Annotated in this window: 25 protein-coding genes; 7 read left to right on the top strand and 18 right to left on the bottom strand. The window is 64.0% G+C overall.

Annotation, left to right across the window (positions count from 1 at the left end):
* Positions 1 to 66: 66 nt before the first annotated feature.
* Positions 67 to 1,737, top strand: a complete 1,671-nt coding sequence (locus tag ACE103_RS37685; protein ID WP_375777125.1) for a PAS domain-containing protein — start codon at positions 67 to 69, stop codon at positions 1,735 to 1,737.
* Between the two features lie 156 nt (positions 1,738 to 1,893).
* Positions 1,894 to 2,682 (top strand): SDR family NAD(P)-dependent oxidoreductase, encoded by a 789-nt coding sequence (locus ACE103_RS37690; RefSeq protein ID WP_375777126.1) that lies wholly within the window; start codon positions 1,894 to 1,896, stop codon positions 2,680 to 2,682.
* A gap of 221 nt (positions 2,683 to 2,903) precedes the next feature.
* On the opposite strand, the gene ACE103_RS37695 is transcribed toward ACE103_RS37690, so the two are convergent.
* Both ACE103_RS37695 and cobS read right to left on the bottom strand, forming a co-directional pair.
* Entirely contained in the window at positions 2,904 to 3,494 is a 591-nt protein-coding gene (locus ACE103_RS37695; protein ID WP_375777127.1) for a histidine phosphatase family protein, read from the bottom strand.
* A 6-nt stretch (positions 3,495 to 3,500) separates the two neighbouring features.
* Positions 3,501 to 4,253 carry an adenosylcobinamide-GDP ribazoletransferase gene (gene cobS, locus ACE103_RS37700; protein WP_375777128.1) on the bottom strand — a complete coding sequence of 251 codons (753 nt, stop codon included), beginning with the start codon at positions 4,251 to 4,253 and terminating at the stop codon, positions 3,501 to 3,503.
* A 177-nt stretch (positions 4,254 to 4,430) separates the two neighbouring features.
* On the opposite strand from cobS, the gene cobT reads away from it, so the two are divergent.
* The 3 genes from cobT to ACE103_RS37715 all read left to right on the top strand — a co-directional run bounded on the left by cobT (position 4,431) and on the right by ACE103_RS37715 (position 6,447).
* Positions 4,431 to 5,444 (top strand): nicotinate-nucleotide--dimethylbenzimidazole phosphoribosyltransferase, encoded by a 1,014-nt coding sequence (gene cobT, locus ACE103_RS37705; RefSeq protein ID WP_375777129.1) that lies wholly within the window; start codon positions 4,431 to 4,433, stop codon positions 5,442 to 5,444.
* A gap of 174 nt (positions 5,445 to 5,618) precedes the next feature.
* The gene (locus tag ACE103_RS37710; protein ID WP_021080156.1) at positions 5,619 to 5,909 is read left to right on the top strand and encodes a hypothetical protein; all 291 of its coding nucleotides are present in this window, start codon (positions 5,619 to 5,621) and stop codon (positions 5,907 to 5,909) included.
* A gap of 115 nt (positions 5,910 to 6,024) precedes the next feature.
* Positions 6,025 to 6,447, top strand: coding sequence for a hypothetical protein (locus tag ACE103_RS37715; protein ID WP_223966812.1), 423 nt, complete (start codon positions 6,025 to 6,027; stop codon positions 6,445 to 6,447).
* Positions 6,448 to 6,641: 194 nt separating this feature from the next.
* On the opposite strand, the gene ACE103_RS37720 is transcribed toward ACE103_RS37715, so the two are convergent.
* The 6 genes from ACE103_RS37720 to ACE103_RS37745 all read right to left on the bottom strand — a co-directional run bounded on the left by ACE103_RS37720 (position 6,642) and on the right by ACE103_RS37745 (position 10,587).
* A complete protein-coding gene (locus ACE103_RS37720; RefSeq protein ID WP_375777130.1) occupies positions 6,642 to 7,052 on the bottom strand; it encodes a VOC family protein in 411 nt (136 codons plus the stop codon).
* Positions 7,053 to 7,131: 79 nt separating this feature from the next.
* Positions 7,132 to 7,668: an SRPBCC family protein gene (locus ACE103_RS37725; protein WP_223966808.1), complete on the bottom strand. Its 537-nt coding sequence runs from the start codon at positions 7,666 to 7,668 to the stop codon at positions 7,132 to 7,134.
* A 34-nt stretch (positions 7,669 to 7,702) separates the two neighbouring features.
* The gene (locus ACE103_RS37730; protein WP_223966806.1) at positions 7,703 to 8,113 is read right to left on the bottom strand and encodes a DoxX family protein; all 411 of its coding nucleotides are present in this window, start codon (positions 8,111 to 8,113) and stop codon (positions 7,703 to 7,705) included.
* 354 nt (positions 8,114 to 8,467) lie between these two features.
* Positions 8,468 to 9,745 carry an RNA polymerase sigma factor gene (locus ACE103_RS37735; RefSeq protein ID WP_375777131.1) on the bottom strand — a complete coding sequence of 426 codons (1,278 nt, stop codon included), beginning with the start codon at positions 9,743 to 9,745 and terminating at the stop codon, positions 8,468 to 8,470.
* Positions 9,742 to 10,110 carry a YciI family protein gene (locus ACE103_RS37740; RefSeq protein ID WP_157347862.1) on the bottom strand — a complete coding sequence of 123 codons (369 nt, stop codon included), beginning with the start codon at positions 10,108 to 10,110 and terminating at the stop codon, positions 9,742 to 9,744. The genes ACE103_RS37735 and ACE103_RS37740 overlap by 4 nt, the downstream gene beginning before the upstream one ends.
* 189 nt (positions 10,111 to 10,299) lie before the next feature.
* A complete protein-coding gene (locus ACE103_RS37745; RefSeq protein WP_375777132.1) occupies positions 10,300 to 10,587 on the bottom strand; it encodes a hypothetical protein in 288 nt (95 codons plus the stop codon).
* 89 nt (positions 10,588 to 10,676) lie between these two features.
* Here ACE103_RS37745 and ACE103_RS37750 point away from each other — a divergent pair, with 89 nt between their 5' ends.
* Complete coding sequence (locus tag ACE103_RS37750) at positions 10,677 to 11,642, top strand: 2-hydroxyacid dehydrogenase (protein WP_375777133.1); 966 nt, start codon at positions 10,677 to 10,679, stop codon at positions 11,640 to 11,642.
* A gap of 180 nt (positions 11,643 to 11,822) precedes the next feature.
* Here ACE103_RS37750 and ACE103_RS37755 read toward each other — a convergent pair whose 3' ends face one another.
* The 4 genes from ACE103_RS37755 to ACE103_RS37770 form a co-directional block, all read right to left on the bottom strand.
* Positions 11,823 to 12,314 (bottom strand): SRPBCC domain-containing protein, encoded by a 492-nt coding sequence (locus ACE103_RS37755; protein ID WP_375777134.1) that lies wholly within the window; start codon positions 12,312 to 12,314, stop codon positions 11,823 to 11,825.
* Positions 12,295 to 12,699, bottom strand: coding sequence for an ArsR/SmtB family transcription factor (locus ACE103_RS37760; protein WP_375777135.1), 405 nt, complete (start codon positions 12,697 to 12,699; stop codon positions 12,295 to 12,297). Before ACE103_RS37760 ends, ACE103_RS37755 begins: the two co-directional genes overlap by 20 nt.
* Before the next feature lie 99 nt (positions 12,700 to 12,798).
* Positions 12,799 to 13,449 (bottom strand): dihydrofolate reductase family protein, encoded by a 651-nt coding sequence (locus tag ACE103_RS37765; RefSeq protein ID WP_375777136.1) that lies wholly within the window; start codon positions 13,447 to 13,449, stop codon positions 12,799 to 12,801.
* Between the two features lie 91 nt (positions 13,450 to 13,540).
* Positions 13,541 to 14,200 (bottom strand): TetR/AcrR family transcriptional regulator, encoded by a 660-nt coding sequence (locus ACE103_RS37770; RefSeq protein ID WP_375777137.1) that lies wholly within the window; start codon positions 14,198 to 14,200, stop codon positions 13,541 to 13,543.
* Between the two features lie 98 nt (positions 14,201 to 14,298).
* Here ACE103_RS37770 and ACE103_RS37775 point away from each other — a divergent pair, with 98 nt between their 5' ends.
* A complete protein-coding gene (locus tag ACE103_RS37775) occupies positions 14,299 to 14,943 on the top strand; it encodes a glutathione binding-like protein (RefSeq protein WP_375777138.1) in 645 nt (214 codons plus the stop codon).
* A gap of 82 nt (positions 14,944 to 15,025) precedes the next feature.
* Here the strand turns inward: ACE103_RS37775 and ACE103_RS37780 are convergent, their stop codons facing one another.
* The 6 genes from ACE103_RS37780 to ACE103_RS37805 form a co-directional block, all read right to left on the bottom strand.
* Positions 15,026 to 15,502, bottom strand: coding sequence for a hypothetical protein (locus ACE103_RS37780; protein WP_375777139.1), 477 nt, complete (start codon positions 15,500 to 15,502; stop codon positions 15,026 to 15,028).
* Positions 15,503 to 15,702: 200 nt separating this feature from the next.
* Positions 15,703 to 16,170 carry a nuclear transport factor 2 family protein gene (locus ACE103_RS37785; RefSeq protein ID WP_223966795.1) on the bottom strand — a complete coding sequence of 156 codons (468 nt, stop codon included), beginning with the start codon at positions 16,168 to 16,170 and terminating at the stop codon, positions 15,703 to 15,705.
* An 86-nt stretch (positions 16,171 to 16,256) separates the two neighbouring features.
* Complete coding sequence (ybgC, locus tag ACE103_RS37790; RefSeq protein ID WP_021076499.1) at positions 16,257 to 16,706, bottom strand: tol-pal system-associated acyl-CoA thioesterase; 450 nt, start codon at positions 16,704 to 16,706, stop codon at positions 16,257 to 16,259.
* Positions 16,707 to 16,883: 177 nt separating this feature from the next.
* A complete protein-coding gene (locus ACE103_RS37795; RefSeq protein ID WP_375777140.1) occupies positions 16,884 to 18,491 on the bottom strand; it encodes an ABC transporter substrate-binding protein in 1,608 nt (535 codons plus the stop codon).
* A gap of 215 nt (positions 18,492 to 18,706) precedes the next feature.
* Positions 18,707 to 20,599: an adenylate/guanylate cyclase domain-containing protein gene (locus tag ACE103_RS37800; protein WP_375777141.1), complete on the bottom strand. Its 1,893-nt coding sequence runs from the start codon at positions 20,597 to 20,599 to the stop codon at positions 18,707 to 18,709.
* 224 nt (positions 20,600 to 20,823) lie between these two features.
* Complete coding sequence (locus tag ACE103_RS37805; RefSeq protein ID WP_375777142.1) at positions 20,824 to 21,741, bottom strand: metallophosphoesterase; 918 nt, start codon at positions 21,739 to 21,741, stop codon at positions 20,824 to 20,826.
* Between the last annotated feature and the right edge of the window lie 106 nt (positions 21,742 to 21,847).

Here is a 21,847-nt window from a genome sequence, read left to right on the forward strand (position 1 = left end):
ACCTTTCCGTGAGTTGCGTCAATCCAATTTCCCATCCCGTTTCATTTGAACCTTCACGGAGCCCTGATGTTCAGTTTCAGCAACAAGGCAAACATTGACAGTGCGCTGGCGCAAGCCGCAGCGATCGGCAAATCGCAGGCGGTGATCGAGTTCAAGCTCGACGGCACCATCGTCACCGCGAACGAAAACTTCCTGAACGCGATGGGCTACTCGCTCGACGAGATCAGGGGCAAGCACCACAGCATGTTCGTCGAGCCGGCGTATCGTGACAGCCACGACTATCGCGCGTTCTGGGCGAGCCTCAACCGCGGCGAATTCCAGGCCGCCCAGTACAAGCGCGTTGCCAAGGGCGGCCGCGAAGTCTGGATCCAGGCCTCCTACAATCCGATCACGGACAAGAACGGCAAGCCGGTCGGCGTCATCAAGTTCGCCACCGACATCACCGCGCAGAAGATCCACAGCATGGAAGACGCCGGCAAGATCGCCGCGATCGGCCGCGCGCAGGCGGTGATCGAGTTCAACATGGACGGCACCATCGTCAATGCCAACGAGAACTTCCTCGGCGCGATGGGTTACTCGCTCGCCGAGATTCAGGGCAAGCATCACAGCATGTTCATGCCGCCGGCCGACCGCGACAGCCCGGCCTATCGCGATTTCTGGGCACGGCTGAACCGCGGCGAGTTCGAGACCGGCGAGTTCAAGCGGCTCGCCAAGGGCGCCAAAGAGATCTGGATCCTCGCCAGCTACAACCCGATCCTCGACGACCGCGGCAAACCGTTCAAGGTCGTCAAGTTCGCAACCGACGTCACGCAGCAGAAGCTGAAGGCCGCCGACAATGACGGCCAGATCGACGCCATCGGCAAGTCGCAAGCCGTGATCGAGTTCAACATGGACGGCACGATCCGCACCGCGAACCCGAACTTCCTCGCCGCGATGGGCTATCTGCTCGCCGAGATTCAGGGCAAACATCACAGCATGTTCGTCGAGCCGGTAGAGGCGAGTTCGTCGGGCTACCGCGAGTTCTGGGGGGCGCTGAACCGCGGCGAGTTCCAGGCCGCCGAATACAAGCGCATCGCCAAGGGCGGCCGCGAGATCTGGATCCAGGCCTCCTACAACCCGATCCTCGATCTCAACGGCAAACCCTACAAGGTGGTGAAATACGCCACCGACATCACCGCGCAGGCGATCGGCCGCAAGAAGGCCGACAGCGCGCGCGGCCTGATCGAGGCGGTTGCCGCCGGCAGCGAAGAGATGAGCGCTTCGATCCGCGAGATCTCGGAGACCATGACCAAGTCGAAGCAGAACGCCGCGGTCGCCAGCGGCCGCGTCGAGGCTGCCGACGGACAGGCGCAGAAGCTCAACGCCGCAGCACAGGCGATGAGCGGCATCGTCGAGATGATCTCGAGCATCACCGGGCAGATCAACCTGCTCGCGCTCAACGCCACGATCGAATCGGCGCGTGCGGGCGAAGCCGGCCGTGGCTTCGCGGTGGTGGCCTCGGAGGTGAAGAGCCTCGCCAACCAGGCCAAGCAGGCGACCGACACGATCTCCTCGGAGATCGATGCGCTGAACTCGATCGCCGCCGAAGTGGTGACCTCGCTGTCCGAGATCAAGGCCGCGATCGCCGGCGTCAACGAATACATCACCTCCACCGCCGCCGCGGTCGAGGAGCAGAGCATCGTCACGCAGGACATGTCGACAAACATGCAGCGCGCCTCCGCCGAGCTCGCGGCGTAGGTTGCGGTGCGATCCTCGAAGGATGGACGGCCCGGGCTGGTGGCCGTGCATCCTTCGAGCCGCGCCCCGAATGACGAAGAATCCGCATCGGGTTGACACGTCGGAGTAAAGGTCGCAGACGGTCGGGGCTTGCTGCCCGAACCGATGGACGATCCGATGAATTCCGCTTCCCCCAAAGTCGCACTCGTGACCGGCGCCGCGCGCGGCATCGGGCTTGCCGCAGCGAAACGCTTTCTCGCTGACGGCTGGCGCGTCGCGCTGCTCGACATCGAGGGCGCGCTGCTGGAGAGCGCGGTCGCGGCATTGAAGCAGCCTGACGCGACGCTGGCGCTGACCTGCGACGTATCGGACGCCGCTGGCGTGGCGGCCGCGATCGCGGCGATCACGGGCCGCTTCGGCCGGCTCGACGCGCTGGTCAACAACGCCGGCATCGCCGTGTTCACGCCGGTGCTGGAGACCTCGGACGCCGACTGGAACCGGATCATGGCGGTCAACCTCACCGGCCCGTTCCTGTGCACCAAGGCCGCCGCTCCTGTGATGCGCGAGCATGGCGGCGGCGCGATCGTCAACATCACCTCGATCTCGGCGGTGCGCGCCTCGACGCTGCGCTCGGCCTACGGCACCAGCAAGGCCGGCCTTGCGCACCTCACCAAGCAGCTCGCGGTGGAGCTCGCCTCGCTCGGCATCCGCGTCAACGGCGTGGCGCCCGGGCCGGTCGAGACCGCGATGGCCAAGGCCGTGCACACGCCCGAGATCCGCGCCGACTATCACGACGCGATCCCCCTCAACCGCTACGGGCTGGAGGAGGAGCTTGCGGAAGCGATCTTCTTCCTGTGCTCGGATCGCGCCAGCTACATCACCGGCCAGATCCTCGCCGTCGACGGCGGCTTCGACGCCGCCGGCATCGGCCTGCCGACCCTGCGCGGCCAGCGGCGGAATGGGTAGCAACGCGGATCCTCTCTCCGTCATTGCGAGCGAAGCGAAGCAATCCATCGCGCCGCAAGCGGAGAAATGGATTGCTTCGTCGCTGACGCTCCTCGCAATGACGGGATGGAGCTGCGCGCTTGATCTATCACCGTCACCCTGAGGAGCGCGTAGCGCGTCTCGAAGGGTCGACGGCCCGGCTGGTGGCCGTGCATCCTTCGAGGCTCGCAAGAGCTCGCACCTCAGGATGACGGGGTTGGTAGCGGCGGCAGGTTCACCGCAACGACACGCCACGCGCCTGCCAGCCGATCAATCCGAGTCAGCGACAGCGGATCGATGACGAAGCGGAGCGCAAGCTCCGGCGCGAGCTCGAGCGCGATTGCGAGGATCGCGCGGATGGTGCCGGAGTGCACGACCAGCACGACGTCGCCGGCCGGCAGGCGCGCCAGCCCCGCCCGCGCCCGCGTGATCTGATCCGCAAAGCTTTCACCACCCGGCGGTCGGTTGGTGCCCGGCGATTGCCAGAACGCGCGATAGGCCGCGGCGCCGAGTTCGGCCTCGATCTCGCTGTGGCGGCGGCCGGTCCAGTCGCCAAAATCCTGCTCGCGAAAGGCATCATCCGCGGTTGCCGTGAGGCCGAGCCGCACGGCGGTCTCGCTTGTGCGCCGCGCCGGACTGCACACCGCGAAAGCGTCAGCCGGCAGCCGCGCCTTTAGCGCTACAAAGGCCGCGGCATCGCCGAGATCAGCCGGCGCATCCGGCGCGTGGATCACGCCGCGCGGACCGTCGACCGGCGCGTGGCGGATCAGCCAGAGATGCATTTCGCGATTCATCGCCGCTTACCCGATCCGCGCCGCGAGCAGCACCAGGATCGCGGTCTCCGCAACCTGCTCTGCCCCACCAAGCACGTCGCCGGTCTGGCCGCCGATCTGCCGCTTTGCCAGCAGCGCCATGATCAATGCGCCCGCGCCGGCCGCGATCGCCGCCAGCAGCGCGCTGCCGAACGGCAAGACGAGGATTGCGATCACCAGCGCAATACCGGCCGCGACCGCCGCAATCGTGCCGTCGGGCCGGCCGGCATTGGCCGCGAGCCCATCCTTGCGCGCGTAAGGCAGGCTGATCGCGATCCACGGCAGCACGCCGCGGCCGAGCGCATGTGCCGCGATCAGGCTCTGAACCACCATGCCGTTGGGAAGCGCCGCAAGCGCCGCAAGCCTGGTGGCAAAGCTCACCAGCAGCGCCAGCGCGCCATAGGTGCCGAGCCGGCTGTCGCGCATGATCTCGAGCTTCGCCGCGATGTCACGGCCGCCGCCGAACCCGTCGGCAACATCGGCGAGCCCGTCCTCGTGCAGCGCGCCGGTCAACAGCGCGCCGCCGCCGAGCGCCAGCGCCGCCGCGGCGAGGTCCGGGACACCGATCGTTCGCAGCAGCAGGCAGAACAGGCCGATCGCCGCCCCGATGCCGGCCCCGACCAGGGGAAACAGCCGCTGCGCCCGGGCAAAGCCCTCCGGCCGCGCGCCGTCCGGATGCGGCATCGGCAGCCGGGTCAGAAAGGCGGTGGCGGTCCTGAGATCGTCGAGCCATTGATTCATGGTGAAGGCCTGAAAATTGAACTAAAGCGCGATGAGATCGGGCTGAATCTCATCGCGCTTTAGCTTCTTGTTTGGGCATGATCTCCGCGCAAATGCTACGCATTTGTCGCGAGGAAAAACCGCTTCACACTTTTCCGGATCATGCTTTAGTTTGCGGCCTGCTCGACGAGGAATCGTATGCAGTTCAGTACTCTAGACGACATCCGCAGCTTTTGTCGCGAGCTGCCCGAAGGCGACGCGGCAAGCGCCGCGGCGGCCACGCTGCGCCAGCAGAACCTGACCAAGCCGCCGGGCAGCCTCGGCCGGCTGGAAGAGGTCGCGATCTGGCTGGCGCGCTGGCAGCGGCGCGAGATCCCCCGGCTCGACCAGGTCACGATCGCCGTGTTCGCCGGCAATCACGGCATCGCCGAACGCGGCGTCTCCGCCTTTCCCTCTGAGGTCACCGCGCAGATGGTGGCGAATTTCGCCGCGGGGGGCGCCGCGATCAACCAGATCGCCAGGCTTGCCGGCGCCGAGTTGCGCGTCGAGCCGCTCGAGCTCGCACGTCCGACCCGCGATTTCACGATGGCGCCGGCGATGGATGGCGCCGATTTCCTGGTCGCCTTCGACACCGGCTGGCGCACGGTGCCCGAGCAATGCGATCTGCTCGTGGTCGGCGAGATGGGCATCGCCAACACCACGGTCGCCGCGACGCTGTGCGCGGCATTGATGGGCGGGCGCGGCGCGCGCTGGGCCGGCCGCGGCACCGGCGTCGACGATGCCGGCCTGCTGCGCAAGCGCACCGTGATCGATACTGCGCTGAAACTGCATCGCAGCCTGCTCGACGATCCGCTCGCCGTTGCGGTCGCGCTCGGCGGCCGCGAGCTCGCGGCCATCGCGGGCGCCGTGCTGGCAGCGCGGGCGAGATCGATCCCGGTGCTGCTCGACGGCTTCGTCGCGACCTCGGCGGTGCTGCCGCTGGCGCGGCTTGCGCCCAACGGCCTCGCGCATTGCCGCGCCGGGCATGTCTCGGCCGAGCTCGGCCATCGCCAGCTGCTGCGTGAACTGCAGCTCGCGCCCCTGCTCGATCTCGAGATGCGGCTCGGCGAAGCCTCCGGCGCAGGGGTTGCGATCCTGCTGCTGCGCGCGGCGCTCGCCTGTCATGGCGGCATGGCGACCTTTGCCGAGGCCGGCGTCTCCGGTGCAGGCTAGGGACGCAGCCTAGCTGAACAACTCCCCAAAAAGCCGGTGCATACCGCCCGCACGGGCCGCAATCTTCGCGTGCGCAGCATGACCTCTGCGCGCTGGAGGCCTAACCTCTGCGCCGGCCGGACGCCATTCGGCGCCTCAGCCATACTGAACCAGATACCGGGGAGAAATCGCGTCATGTCGGGAGTCCTCATTAATCTGATCATTCAAATCATCAGCGGAGCCGTCGGCGGCAATGTCGCCGCCGGAGCGGCCAAGAACATCGATCTCGGCACGCTCGGAAACACCATCGCGGGCGCCATCGGCGGCGGCGCGGGCGGACAGCTTCTGGGCATGCTGATCCCACTGCTCGCCAATTCAGGTGCTGCACCTGACATCGGCAGCATCATCGGACAGGTCGCCGGCGGCGGCGTTGCCGGCGCGGTGCTCACGGCGATCGTGGGCGCGCTCAAGAACCGGGCAGCCTGAGCCCGCCTGCTATCGTGAAAGGGGCATCGGTCTTGACGATGCCCCATTCCGGCGCGAGCCTTGCGACTTCAGATGCGGCGGGACCTCGACCGCATCGCGGGCCTGGATTGCGCTGATGAAAATGTTTGTCGCGGCGGCAGCCCTCTGCGCAACGATCGGCTGCGCGCAGGCCGACGTCCGAATCCTCGCCAGCCCCGGTGGGCAGGTCGGCCCATTCATCGACCTGTTCGAAAAGGTGCGGGAGTCCGGAGAGCGCGTGGTGATCGACGGGCCGTGCCTGTCGGCCTGCACGCTGGTGCTCTCGATGGTGCCGGGCGACCGCATCTGCGTGACGCGGCGCGCCGTGCTCGGCTTCCACGCCGCGCGCTCGATCGACCGGCGCGGCCGGACCTATGCCGAGCCGGAAGCATCCGAGGCGGTGCTGGAGGCCTATCCGGCGCCGGTGCGCGGCTGGATCGTGCGCCGTGGCGGCCTGACCTCGCGCCTGCTGCTGCTGCGCGGCCGCGAGCTTGCGGCGATCTATCCGCGGTGCAGGTAGCGGCGCGGATTGCGTCTTTCTTCGCGCGGCAACGCTACCAGACCGTCATCCTGAGGTGCGAGCGGAGCGAGCCTCGAAGGATGAGCGGCCACCAGTCGGGCGTCGATCCTTCGAGGGCCGCTGAAGAAGCGGCCACCTCAGGATGACGGTGATGGAGCGCGGATCGCGGCGCCAGAGCAGACGTTGATCTTGACTTACATCTGCTGCGGGCAGTTCACCATCCAGGGGATGCCGAACTGATCGACGCACATGCCGAAGCCGTTGGAGAAGAAGGTCTTGCCGAACGGCATGGTGACCGTGCCGCCTTCGGACAGCGCCTTGAAGCGACGCTCGGCTTCCGCGGGATCCTCGACCTGCAGCGAGACGTGAAACCCTTGCGGCTTCTGGAAGTGGCCGGGCGGGGCGTCGGAGGCCATGATGATCTCGCCGTCAATCGAGACCCGGGCGTGCATGATCTTGTCCTTCCATCCGGGCGGCGTCTGCATCTCCGGATTGCCCTCGCCGTAGGGATAGGTTTCCTCGATCCGCGCACCGAGAACCTTCTGGTAGAAATTCAGCGCGGCGCCGCAATTGCCGTCGTAAGAGAGATAGGGGTTGACCTGCATCACATGCTCCCTGGGGTAGATTTTCGTTTGAGGCGTTTTCTTCGCGCGAACCGGTAACCACTTCGCTCGAAAACGCGCGCTATTTTTCAGTCAGCTTCTTCAGATTGGCGAGACCGACCTCGAAATCCTTGCCGATCATGTGATCCAGGTTCATGAACACCTGCATCACCTTCGACATGAAGACGGCCGGACCATACATCGTCCATGTGACGCTGGTCGCATCTCCCTGCGGCAGCATTGTGAACTCGGCGGTGTTGTGGCCCTCAAACGGCTTGAGGAAGTCGAGCTTGATGACGACCTTCGACGGCGCGGACGATTGCAGGATCTCCATGCGACCGGTGCCGACATTCTTGTTGCCGTCCCAGGCATAGACCGCCCCCTGCCCGCGCCCGGCGCCGTCATAGCTGCGCTTCATGGCCGGGTCCCGGTTCTCGTAAGGCGACCAGACCGTCCACTGCCGGAAATCGTCGATCAATGGAAAGATCCGTTCCGCCGGCGCATTGATACTGGTCGCACGCGTGACGCGGAACGTGCTCGGCTTGGTCGCCGCGAGGACGAGGATGACGGCAATCGCAATCGCGAGGATGACCGCGATGATGGCAATGGTCTCGAACATGATGGTCTCCAGGTAGATCAATTGAGATGATAGCTCAGCGGCGGAACGGAAGCAGCGCGCGCAGATTGCCGTCGCGCAGATAGAGCCCGCCCCACACCATCAGGCCGAGATAGAGCCCGAACAGGGTGTGGCTGAACAGCGGGCTGCCGATCCGCACATGGGACGCGATCGCGCCGCCGAGATAGCCGGTGAGCAGGATGGCGCCGAGGATCGAGGTCGGCGGCACCGAGTACAGCAGCGTGCAGACGATGGTGATGATGCCGAGGCTGCGCGCCAGCGTATCGCTCGCACCAAAGCCCATCTTGTCCATGGTCTCGGTGACGACGGGCAATGGCAACAGCTTGATGGCGCCATCGAACAACAGGAAAAGGACGACCACGCCGCTGACGACGCGGCCAGTGATGCGGGCGGGCTTCGAGATTTCGGTGTCAACGATCGTCGGCATGGCAGGCTCCGTAACGCTTGGTGGTGCTCTCTGCCTTCATGACGAACGGAGGAGCGCGGGGCCGACAAGGGCGGTGAAGATTTTTCGCAGCCGCGACCAGAGTTGCGAGAGCGACGCACACATCGGTCAGCTCGCCTGGGGCTTACCCCTCTCCCCAACCCTCCCCCACAAGGGGGGAGGGAGCCTGTCGAGCGCGCTCACCTCACTTGCGCTCGTTCACAAGATTTCAGCGCTTGATAATCCGACGTGAGGGAAGCACCGGCGGAGGGGAACCCTCCCCCCTTGTGGGGGAGGGTTAGGGAGAGGGGTTCACGCGGGAAGTCTCTCAGCTTAGAGCGACCCAAGCACTGGCCGCTACTTCGCCTTCACGTTGCGCGGCTGGCTGTCGCGCATCAGGCGGTCGATATGCATGCGGATATGGGCGGCTTCGGCGGTGGTGTTGGCGAGCGCGATGGCACGGTCGAAGGTGACGCGGGCCTCCTCGTTGCGGCCGAGCTGCATCAGGAAGGCGCCGCGCACGCCGAAATAATGAAAATAATTCGATAGCCGCGGCGCCAAGGGCTCGATCATCTCGAGCGCGGCTTGCGGTCCCTTCACCTTGGAGACCGCAACGGCGCGATTCAGCGTGATCACCGGCGACGGCTGCATGATCTCGAGCGCGCCATAGAGCAGGTCGATCTGGGTCCAGTCGGTATCTTCGGGCTTCTCCGCGCGGGCGTGGAGTGCGGCGATCGCGGCCTGCACCTGATAGGGCCCGCTGCGGCGATGGCGCATCGCCTTGTCGATCAGCGCGAGGCCTTCGGCGATCAGCTTCTGGTTCCACAGGCTGCGGTCCTGGTCGTCGAGCAGGATCACCGCGCCATCTGCGTCGAACCGCGCGGCGGCGCGGGCATGCTGCAACAGCAACAGCGCGGTCAGCCCCATGATCTCCGGCTCGCTCTGGAACAGCCGCAGCAGCAGGCGGGCCAGCCGAATCGCCTCCTCGCACAGCGGCGAGCGGATTTGAGCGGTGTCGCCGCTCGCCGAATAGCCCTCGTTGAAGATCAGATAGATCATCGCGGCGACCGAGACGAGCCGCTCGCTGCGCTCGACCGCGCCCGGCGTCTCGAACGGCACATCGGCGTCGGCGACGCGGGTCTTGGCCCGCGTGATGCGCTGCTCCATCGCGGCTTCCGAGACCAGGAAGGCGCGCGCGATCTGCTTCACCGACAGGCCGGAGACGATGCGCAGCGCGAGCGCGATCTGCTGCGTCGCCGGCAGGTCCTTGTGGCAGCAGATGAACAACAGCCGCAGGATATCGTCGCGGTAATGCGAACCGTCGAGGCGCTCGGCGAGCTCCTCCTCGGCATCGCCGAGGTCGGAGATCGCCTGGTCGTCGTCGGGCAACGCCTCCTGCTTCTTGCCGCGCCTGATGTCGTCGATCGCGACATTGCGGCCGACCATGATCAGCCACGCCGCGGGATCGCGCGGCGGGCCGTTCTGCGGCCAGCTCTTCAGCGCCCGCAGACAGGCGTTCTGGAAGGCCTCCTCGGCGGTATCGAGATTGCGGAAGTAGCGCAGCAGTGCGCCCACCGCCTGGGGACGCGCCGACGTCAGCGCGGCATCGATCCAGGCGGTGTCGGTCATGCTCACGCCTTCGTGCCCCCCTGATTGAAGTAGCCGACCGGGCGGATCTCATAGGTGCCGCCGGGATTGGCCTCGCCGAGGTCGCGCGCAATGTCGAGCACCTCGTCGAGGTTCTTGCCCTCGACCAGATAGAAGCCGAGCAGCTGCTCCTTGGTTTCGGCGAACGGGCCGTCGAGCACCAGCGGCGGGTTTTCCTTGCGCAGCGTAGTCGCCGCGGTGGTCGGCAGCAGCCGCGCCACCGGACCGAGCCGGCCCTGCTTGGCGAGCTTGTCCTGCACGACCGACAATTTCTGCATGACCGAGGCGTCGTGCTCCTTACTCCAGGAACCGACCATGTCTTCGTCATGATAGCAGAGGATGGCGTACAGCATCGAAAAGGCATCTCCATTCATTGCAAGAACGAACGATTATGCCCGCTGCCGACAGGCGGCGCGAAAGAAATTTAGGTTCCGGATGCCGGCGATGGATTGGGCCGACGCTTCATGGCGCGTCGCGACAGACTGAAGGCTGAGGCCACAGCGATGGCGCGTCAGGTCATCACCGTGGCGACGATGCTGCGATCACCAATAGACGCCGTAACGAGCGGCGATCCGGCGCGCCTTGGCCTCGTCGCTCTCCCGGCGGCTGGCCCGGCTCCTCTTCACCGGCCGCGACGCCTGCGGCCGCGGGGCCTCGGCCGACTGGGCCTGCGACGGGGCCGGCTGGGCTTCGGCCGGAGCGGGCGCAACGGCCGGTTGCGCCTGAGCTGGCGTGTCGGCATTTGCGAGCACCAGGCCGCGGCTCTGGCCGGCGTGCGCGGTGGTGGCGGTGGCTGCGATGAAAGCCGCGATCAGGATCAGCTTGCGCATGGAAGTTCTCCCCGGTTGATGGCAGGAGACTAGGGAACGAGCCAGGCTCGCTCTGTGATATATATCACATTGAAATTGGAGGTATCCGGATGGGTAAGGGCGCACTGGCGCTGCTGATCAATGGCGGCTCGGAAAACTGGTCGTCGGCGCGCTGGAAGGCGCGATTCGACACGGTCTGCCCGGACCGCCCCGTGGTGCTGCTGCCGGACGGCGCGCTCGATCCCGCCGAGGTGCACTATGCCGCGGTGTGGAAGCCGAAGCCGGGCGAGCTCGCGGCGTTCAAGAACCTCCGCGTCATCTTCAATCTCGGCGCCGGCGTCGACGCGCTGATGGCCGACCGCTCGCTGCCCGACGTGCCGCTGGTGCGGGTCGCGGTCGGCGATCTCACCGACCGCATGACCGAATATGTCGTGCTGCATGTGCTGATGCATCACCGCCAGGAGCTCTATCTGCGGGAGTCGCAGCGATTGAGGCGCTGGGCGCCGGACTATCAATGGGCCGCAAGCGCGATCACCGTCGGCGTGATGGGGCTCGGCACGCTCGGCGCGGCCTCGGCGCATGCGCTGCGCGCGCTCGGCTTCCGCGTCGTCGGCTGGAGCCGCAGCGAGAAGCGGATCGACGGCATCGCCTGCCACCACGGCACCGAAGGGCTGGACGCGTTCCTGCGCGAGACCAACATCCTGGTCTGCCTGCTGCCGCTGACGCCCGATACCCGCCACGTGCTGAATCGCGACGCGTTCGCGAAACTCAATCGTAGCAGCCCGCTCGGCGCGCCCGTCATCATCAATGCCGGCCGCGGCGGCTTGCAGAACGAAGCGGACATTCTGCGCGCGCTTGACGACGGCACGCTGGGCGCGGCCTCGCTCGACGTCTTCGAGACCGAACCGCTGCCGCAGGACAGCCCGTTCTGGAGCCACCCGAAGGTGGTGCTGACGCCGCACAACGCCGCCGACACTGACGCCGACGAGATCTCGAAATACGTCGCGCAGCAGATCGCGCGCTTCGAGCAAGGTGGTGCGCTGGAGAACCTGGTCGATCGCACGCGAGGGTATTGAGGCAGTGTCGTCCCTGCGAAAGCAGGGACCCATAACCACCGATGCTTATCGACGCGCGATAGTGGAACGACGAGTCTGTTTCACTACACCGGCCGCGGGGTATGGGTCCCTGCTTTCGCAGGGACGACCATGTGGATGGAGCAGCGCTTCGCTGGCGAAGCGCAACTCTCGGCCAAGGCCTCAACCCATCTCGGCAACGATCTCCGCGAGCCGGTCGTAGGCGGGCTCGACGCCCTTGTCGATGCCGGAATTGAGATGACCGTCACGCGCCTCCTTGGTGGGATGGCGGATGGTGGTGGTCAGCGTAGTGGTGCCGCCGTCCTCGACGAAGGTCGAGATGACGAGATATTCGTCGCTGGTGAAGCCCGGCATCGCAAAGATCTCGCCGAATGCCAGCCGCTCCGGGCGCACCACTTCGCGATAGGTGCCGGTGAGGATGTGCTCGACGCCGTCGGACGACCGGAACACGAACCGATAGGCGCCGCCGACGCGCAGGTCGATCTCGCACACCGGCATTGTGAGCTGCTCGCAGCCGAGCCAACGCACGACGTATTCGGGCTTCGTCATGGCGTCGAACACGAACCGCCGCGGCGCGTCGAACTGGCGCGTCATGGCGAACTCGAAATCCGACGGGGTGGTGATCCTCAGCGTCTTATCCACGCGTGCGTCCACGTTGCTTCTCCTTCTTTACTCTGACTTTACGGGTGGTGTGCGGCGGGGCCTTTGCGGCCTCCTCCGCCTTCATCTCCTCGAGCAGACCGTCGAGGCGGTTGAAGCTCTCGTCCCAGAAGCGGCGGAAATTCCCGAGCCAGCCGTCGACCTCTTTGAACGAAGCTGGCGCGATGCGGCACGGCCGCCACTGCGCCTCGCGCCCGCGCGAGATCAACCCGGCATGCTCCAGCACCTTCAGGTGTTTGGAGATCGCCGGCAGGCTCATGTCGAACGGCTTTGCCAGCTCCATCACCGAGGTCTCGCCGAGCGCGAGCCGCGCCAGGATCGCGCGCCGGGTCGGATCGGCCAGCGCCGCGAAGGTCGAAGTGAGGGGATCGAGCGGCATGTACTTAGCTCATCGGTTAAATAACCTATGGGTTAAATACGATCGAACGGCGGTCGCGTCAACGGCAAATTTTTGTCCGCTGACGCGGGTGTGAACCGTTCAGGATGTCTTGCGCGCGAAAGTGACGTGCGTGGCGTTCGGACTCGCGACATGCGAGACGACGGCATAGCCGAGCGCGGGCAGATCAATGCCAGCGAACAGATTCTCGCCGGCCCCGAGCAGCACCGGCGACAGCGCCAGTTGCACCTCGTCGAGCAGACGTGCCTGAAGGAATTGGCGCACCAGCGACACGCCGCCGCCGACCCGGATGTCCTTGTCCCCCGCAACGGCGCGCGCCCGCTCGAGCGCGGCGTGAATGCCGTCGGTCACGAAATGAAACGTGGTGCCGCCTTCCATTTCGATGTCAGGCCGCGCGTGATGGGTCAGCACGAACACCGGCGTGTGATACGGCGGATTGGCGCCCCACCAGCCCTTCCAGGCATGATCCGGCCACGGCCCGCGGATCGGGCCGAACATGTTCCGCCCGAGGATCCAGGCGCCGATATTTTCCATCGCTTTGCGCGCGATCTCGTCATCGAGACCGGTGCTGCCGCCATCCTGGCCGAAGGTCTGGCGAAACGTTCGCGTCTGGAGGAACCAGCCTGGCAGCGCCATGCCACCTTCGCCGAATGGATTTTGGAGGCTCTGCCGTGGCGCGGCGCCAAATCCGTCGATCGAGACCGAGAATGCCGAAGTCCTGACTTTTCCCATGATATTCCACTTCCGTAGGTTGAGAGACCTTACGGAAGACGGGCGGGAAAAACAGCACCCGACATTTGCTGCCGAAGAAACTTCGCCGCCTCTATTTGGCCGCGCACAACACGTCGAGGGCGCCCTTCACGATCGTCTCGAGTTCCCAGCGCGGCACGCGGGCGCGGGCACGGATCGCGATGGTGTGGATGGTGGCGGAGGCAAGATGCGCCAGTGCCGCCGGATCGGCGCCCTCGGGCAGTTCGCCGCGCTCCTTGGCATGGCGGAAGCAGATGCCGAACGCCTTGTCGAGCTCGGTCAGTCCCTCCACCACCATGGTGCGGATACCAGGATCCGACACCGCCTCGGATGCTGCGGTCATCACCGTGAAGCAGCCGCGCGGGCCGGACTCGCCGGAGAGATAGATGTCGAGCGCGATGCGATAGATGCGCTCCAGCCGCTCGCGCAGCGGCGCATCGGCACGGAAGATGTCGACCATCGCCGCGCGCGCGTCGTCGCGGTAGCGCTGGTAGCTCTTGATGTAGAGCTCGCGCTTGTCGCCGAACGCGCCATAGAGGCTCGGCCGATTCATGCCGGTCGCAGCACTCAGATCATCGAGCGAGGTCGCGGCGAAGCCGTCGCGGCGGAACAGATCGAGCGCCTTGCCGAGCGCGACCTCGGGCTCATAGGCGCGCGGCCGCCCGCGCCGCTTCGGTGCGACGGGTGATTCGATTTTGGCAGCAGATGGCGGCCTCTTACTTTTTTGTACCATTTCGCATTTAATTCCTTGACGCCTTCAATATTATCCAAGACAGTACAAAAATCAACAACGGCCGGGACACCCGCGCCAGACGCCCCAAGGAGGCACCTATGGACCTTTATTTCTCGCCGCTTGCCTGCTCGATGGCGACCCGCGTCGCGTTCTATGAAGCGGGCCAGCCGGCCAACTATCTCGAGGTCGATCCGAAGACCAAGCAGGTGCGCAACGACGGCACCGACTTCAACAAGGTCAACCCGCTCGGCCTGGTGCCGACGCTACGCACCGACGACGGCGTCGTGCTGACCGAGAACGCCGCGATCCTGCAATATGTCGCCGACCAGTTCCCGCGGGCCGGCCTCGGCACCGCGTCGAACGCCGAGCGTTCGAAGCTGCATCAATGGCTGTGCTTCATCGGCACCGAGTTGCACAAGGGCCTGTTCCTGCCGCTGCTCGACAAGAAGGCGCCGCCGGACGCCAAGTCCTACGCGCTGGAGAAATACGTCTCGCGGCTCGACTATGTCGAAGACCACCTGAAGGGCCGCGAGTATTTGCTGGATCATTTCAGCGTCGCCGACGCCTATCTCGTCACGGTCATCAACTGGACCATGGCAACGCCGCCGATCGAGCTCGCGAAATGGCCGGCGCTGAAGGCCTACTACGAGCGCCTGCGCACGAGGCCGTCGGTCGCGAAGGCGGTCGCGGAAGAGTTCGAGCTCTACAAGGCCGAGATCGCCCGGCACAAGGCGGCGGCGTAAGCACACTGCGCCCCCTCTCCCCCGTTCTTCACGGGGAGAGGGATAGGTGGGGCTGCTTCCGCGTGCGCTGCCTGCTGTTACGTCAGCAGCCTCGGCAAATCGAAAGCTTCCGCTTATCGAGCTCCCCGGCTGCAGGCTTCCCCTTCCCGCCGAGAGGGGACGGCACCTCAAGAAATACCGGCATGAAGTATTTCCATTCATCGTAATATTCGGCCGGCAAGGAATATGGCTGGCAGAGCGTGATCGCTTGCAGCGCGCTCCTGCGATAGGCTTGGGAGTAGCCTGACACGGCCGGACTGTTCTGCGACGACACCGACGGTTGCTCCGCCAGCGAGCCCTCGCGCGTCAGCTTGATCTCGAGAACCAACTTTATGTTCGCTGCCTCGTCCCCAACGGGGGCAGGTTTACGCCAACACTTGGCGACCTGAGTGCGAAACAGCGCCCCCCATTTTGCGGAATGGTCCGCGCTGCTCTGCGCAGCCGCGGGCTGGGCAAGATTGAGGGCGGTCGCGAGCAGGCAGCCCGCGAGCGCAATGACTCTAGAACGTTTAATTGGCATGCAATGGGTCCGGCGGACGCGGTGAGGTTGCAACGCCGACCAGCACAAACCAGTGCTCATCGAGACGCGCAAACGTTTTCGATGAGTCCCCACAACGACCCGTAGCCCGGATGGAGCGCAGCGCAATCCGGGATCGATCTCACCGCATCAGAGACTGCCCCGGATTTCGCTTTCGCTCCATCCGGGCTACGAAGAGCGGATCAAAACGGCTCCTGCCCCAACCCGGGCACATCGGCCGGACGCGGGCCCGGCGCGGGCCAGTGGAAGCGGCGGTCCTTCTCCGCAATCGCGATGTCGTTGATCGAGGCCTCACGGCGGCGCATCAGACCGTGCTCGTCGAACTCCCACTGCTCGTTGCCGTAGGAGCGAAACCAGTTGCCGCCGGCATCGTGCCATTCGTACTGGAAGCGCACCGCGATGCGGTTGCCGTCGAACGCCCAGAGATCCTTGATCAGGCGATACTCCCGCTCCTTTTCCCATTTACGGGTCAGGAAGGCCACGATCGCTTCGCGGCCCTCGAACACCTCGGAGCGATTGCGCCAGCGGCTGTCCTCGGTATAGGCGCCGGCAACCCGAACCGGGTCGCGCGAATTCCAGGCATCCTCCGCCATGCGCGCCTTCTGCGCGGCGGTCTCGCGGGTAAAGGGCGGCAGTGGCGGGCGTGACATCGGCGATCCCTCGCGGTTGTTTTGTCACGCGCAAATCTATCGTCGCTGGATGAAGAGTCGATGGGGCGTTTCCTATCGCCCGATAGTTAGGCCAGATCGGCCTTCATCAGCGCACGGATGGACTTCGGAATCGGCTGTGCCCTGCCCTGACTGACGAAGGCGACACGCACCTGCGCCTTCACAAGCACGTCATCGCCGCGCCTGACCTCCTGCGCGAGCATGATGGAGGCGCCCTTCACCGCGATCGGCCAGGTCACGACGTCGAGCATGTCGTCCATCCGCGCGGGCTTCAGGAAGTCCAGCGTCATCGAGCGCACCACGAAGGCGAAGCCGCCCGTCTCCTCCTGCGCCTCCTCGAACAGCGCGTTTTGTTCGGCGCCCATCAATCGGAGATGATTGGTGCGCCCGCGCTCCATGAAGCGCAAATAATTGGCGTGGTAGACAATGCCGGAAAAATCGGTGTCCTCGTAATAGACACGGACCTGCATATGATGTCGGCCATCGCGGATCGCGCCGTCGATATGGGGTAAGGTCATTTGGAAAACTCTCGTTCGATATCCCTGCGGCCGTCGAGAACGCGAACGATCACGATCCGATCCAATCCACCAGATAGAATGCAATGTAGCCCTCGATCAACCGCCTACGTAACGACGGCCACAGCTCACTTCGATTGCATGATCGCGCAACGAAGAATGGACCATGAGATTCGCGCTTCACTCCGACTTGTCGACGTTCCAGAAGATCGGCGTGGCAGGGCCGTCAAGCACGCCTGAGAGCGATCTTCGCCACGCGCTGACCCCGCGCCATTGCCCGAGGGGGACATAGATCACCTGATCATAGACGACCGCCTGGATATCTGCCGCAATCTTCTGCTGCTCGGCCGGCGTGGATGCACGCACGAACTGGTCTTTCAGCGCTTCGAGTCGGGCAGATTCCGGCCAACCAAACCAACCACCGTTCCTGCCACGACCGTTGACCAATATATTGACAACGGGGTCCACCACATCGGCAATGATGAAGTTGGTGAAAAACAGGTTCCAACCACCCTCTTTGGGCGGCTTCTGGCTGGCGCGACGGGAGACCACTGTTTGCCAATCGGTCGCCTGCAGGTCCACGTTGAAACCAGCCCTACGCAGCAGTTGCGCCGCGACGATCGGTTGTGCCTTGAAAACCAGGACGTCGCCGGGCGCCATGATCACAACAGGCGTGCCGTCGTAGCCGGACTCCGCAAGCAGCTTCGCTGCTTGTGCGATGCCATTACCTTTCACCAGCGATTCCGAGCCCGCGTCGGTGGCCAGCGGCGTATCACAACCGAAAACCGCGCCACACACCCGGTAGTAGTCTGAATTACCGACCAGTGCGTCCAGCACATCCTTCTGGTTCAGCGCCAGCAACGCCGCGCGGCGCACCAGGACGTTATCGAACGGCGGGTAGAGAAAATTCATGCGTCCGACGATCTGGAAGCCATGCTTGTCCAGGGTCTCAAGCTTCAAGTCCTTGTTGGCTGCCAACTTCGTCACGAGATCGAAAGGGATATTCTCCATGAAGTCGATGTCGCCCGATTGCAGCGCGTTCACGGCGGTCTGTGCATCTGGCATCCTGATCCATTCGACCCGATCGACCATTGCGACCTTACCGCCCGACGTCCAATTCGGCGGCTCCTTACGCGGCACGTAGTCCGTGTTTTTCTCGTAGACGGCCTTTACGCCAGGTTGGAATTCGGACTGAACGAACTTGAAGGGACCGGAGCCAACCTGCTCCTTGATTTGCTGGCCCGGCGGCGTTTCGGCCAGACGCTTGGGCATCATAAACGGAACGATCGATGAAGGTTTTCCAATCGATTCCAGCACTAACCCGTAAGGCTCTTTCAGTTTCAGCGTGATGGTTCTGTCGTCAGTGGCGTCAATGCTGGCCGTGAAGTCCATCAGCGTCTGGCCCATGGTCTCGTTCTTGCTCCAGCGCTTGAGCGACGCAACGCAGTCTTCCGCGGTGACCGGGCTGCCATCATGCCATTTCAGTCCGTCGCGAAGGGTAAAGGTGTAGGTGAGCTTGTCGTCGGAGACCTTCCAATCCGCCATCTGAGGCCGAATCCTGAATTCGGAGTCGGTGGCGAGCAAAGTGTCAAAGATCATGTAGCCGTGATCGCGCGTGATATACGCGCCGGTGAAGGTCGGGTCGAGGATGCGCAGATCGGAATGCATCACCGCGATGAGAGTCTTCGTATGCACTGGCGACGAGATTGGTTGCGCCGAAGCGAACACTACCCACAAGGCCCCAACTGACACGACAGTGCAAAGTTTCCGACATGATATCTGAAGCATTGAATGTCTCCTGATACCGGCTGATCAAATCCTCAAATTCGAGCTGAGCTGAGCGTATAGGCTTGATACGGCGGAGCACCGCACCAGCGACCACATGCAGAGATGTCCGCCCGGCACCTTATCCGCAATCATCCCTCGGGTGCTGCGCTGGACGGCGCCCGTAGCGCCGCGAGCGGAATGAGTACCCATGAGCCGACCTTGTCGATCGACTGCGACTATTTCATCCCCGCCTGCTGCAATCCCTTGAAGAGTTCATTCAACGTACCCTGAAACGCTAGATGCTGATTTGGAATTTCCTGGGAATAGATGTCGCGGATACGCGCCAGTGTGTACCCCGGCAGGGCGCCGTTGAAATCATTCAACGCGTCGACCGCTTCGGTTTGCTTTCCGGCCAGCGCAAAGGCGCTCACCAAATGCGCCCGACTGAACCAAACCGTGCGTCTCTCCTCAACCGCTCTCCGAAGCCAGACAATTGCGTCGTCGTAGTTTCCCATCGCGAAGTACGCGCGCCCCAGGACCCAGGAAAATACGCTCCTCGCAGGATCGCGGGGACTGAGTCTGATCGCCTTCAACACCAGCGGAGGCGCTTCCTTGGAACGCCCCGTCAGGACAAGTTGATTGGCTTTCTGAGCATATGCGAGGGCAAGATTGGGATCGAGAGCAAGCGCCCGCTCGAAAGCGTCCAGGGCTCCTTGATGATCCCCCTTCGCACGGCGAATAAAGCCATCATCCATATGGCTCAGAGCAATGGTCGGGTCGAGACTGAATGCCTGTTGCAACGCATGCTCGGCCTGGTTCAGCAGCTCAATGCGTGCGTTGGAATCTGTTCCAGCAGCTTCGTTCCAGCGATTCAAATAGTCACGCATCAAGACATCCGCCAGTTGGCTCCAGGCGATGGCCGATTGCGGGCTGAGCTGCAGAGAATCTTGAAGATACTTGCGTGCGATAAGATTGTGCTGTGGAGTAACCGAGTCAATGAGAATGGCCATGGCACGTAACCTCATATCAATCGCATTGGAATCTCCCGACCGATCACGTCGACGACTCTCGGCCTTGACCAGTTGAAGTCCGAGTGACGAGGCGATTCGACCCGTTACAACTTCCTGCAATTCGAAAAGGTCTGTAACCTCAGTATCAAATTGATCCGCCCAAATAGCTCTGGCGGAGCGAGCATCTACCAGATGCGCGTTAGCTTGCACCTTGGTACCGATTTTCCGGATGCTGCCTTCCAAGAGATATCGAACGTCGCAGTCCAGTCCGATCTGTCGAGGGTCGATATCTTTCCCCTTGTAAGTGAAAGCCGTCGCACGCGCAATCACCACAGTATCTGTCAAGCGGGAAAGGTCCGTGGTTAGATCATCGGTGACCGCGTCGGCGAAATAGCCCTCCTGCGGATCATTGCTCATGGTGCGAAACGGCATGACCATGATGGAAGCTTGAGCAGACTGCGCTTTTTGGCCATGCCAAAACGGCACTGTGCCTGCAAACATCGCGATGGCTAATAGGATTGCAAATGCTGCGGCCACCGAACGACGCATCGGAGGAAGCGCGATAGCTCGGCGCGCGGCAAGGCGCATTCGCCCCAGGAGGGATTTGTTTTGGTCCTCGGCCCGCGTGACCCGATAGACCTGAATCGGAGGGTCGATGTTCTTGAGCCGATGACGGCCCCTGTCCTCAAATGCGAGTTCCGGATGACCCAGGAGCTGATCGCGAACGGTATTGGTAACAAATAGCTCGCCTGGCTCGGCGAGAGTCTCCAGCCGAGCTGCAATATTGACGCTGTTTCCGTAGATATCGCGCTCGTCGAAAATGACGTCACCGGCATTTACGCCGATGCGCATTTGGAAGCGGCGCTCGGGGGCAGCACCGGCATTACGCAGGTTCAATTCCTGCTGAATTTCGATACCGCAACGTACGGCATCCAGAGCGCTGTCGAATTCGACAAGCAATCCATCGCCGCTCGATCGGATCAGGCGACCACCATGCTCGGAAATTTTGGGTTCGATCAGGCCGCCGAAACATTCGGACAGCATTACGTGGGTGGCGTCCTCGTCGGTCGACATGAGCCGACTGTAGCCAACGACATCCGCCAGCAGGACGGCTGTCATCCTGCGTTTCACAGGGCACCTCCTTCCCGCGGCATCGGGGCTTAATGTTTTTACAGGAGCGGGCGGCTGTTGTCACGCGCCGAGGTCGGCATGGGTGCACGACACCCGTTTGGGTGACGAACGTGCCTACCTCGCAAAAGGATGCCGCGTTTCGAGGAATTCCCCATGCAGCCTGATCCCCAAACGCCAACGTCCGCGCCTTTATGAATACACGGCCTGGACGATCAGGACACCACCGGCCCCTTTGCGCCGAGCGTGACCTGCACGATCTCGGGCGGCACACCGAGGCGGAACGGCATGATGCTGCAGCCGAGGCCGCCGGAGACGACGACGTCGCATTTCAGCTTGATGTGGCCATAGGCGAGCCGCATGCCGTGCTTCACCGGCACCGCGGGCGACCAGCCGAGCAGCCGGATCTGGCCGCCATGGGTGTGGCCGGACAGTTGCAGCGCGACGCGCGAGGGCACGCGGAGCGCCACATCAGGCTCATGCGCGAGCAGGATCACCGGCGCGTCGTCGGTGACTTTGGCAAGCGTCGCGTTGAGGTCGTCGACCCCGATGCGCCGGACCTCGCGGTAGCGACGCGCCGCCATAAAGGCGAGCTGGTCGCCGAGACCGGCGAGCCAGAACGGACGGCTATCCTTGGTGAGCCGCACCGCATCGTTCTCGTAGACCGGAATGCCGGCGCGCTCCAGCGCACGACGCGCGACGGGTGTGCCCTGCCCCAGGCGCTGCACCGTCTTGTCTTCCCAGTAATCGTGATTGCCGAGCACGGCGTGCACGCCGAGCGGCGCCTTCAGATCCTTGAGCACCGCGGCCCATTCGGAGGCCGGAATGAAGCGGGTGACGTGGCGCAGGCCGGCGACATAATCGCCGAGCAGCACGATGACGTCGGGGTTCAGCGCATTGGTGCGCTCGACGATCTCTGCGATGCGATCGAGCGACATCCAGGGATCGCAAGCGTGAATGTCGGCGAGCGCGGCGATCTTGAGCGGAAAGTCTGGAGGCCATTGCCGCGGCGACAGATCGTAACGCGTCAGCGTGAGACGGACGACCGGCTCGCTCAGGCCATAGGCCGCGGTCGAGGCGGTGGCGGCGGTCAATCCGCCGGCGGTGCGCAGAAAATGTCGACGTGAAATCATGGACACTTGATCGGTGATGCCTGGTCCATGATAGGCCCTTTGATTGGAGCGAAATTGGGCCGCGTTTGTGCAGACGGCCTGCAGAGACGTCGCAATGGTTAGCGGG

The organism is Bradyrhizobium sp. ma5, from assembly GCF_042258955.1.
Classification (GTDB): Bacteria; Pseudomonadota; Alphaproteobacteria; order Rhizobiales; family Xanthobacteraceae; genus Bradyrhizobium.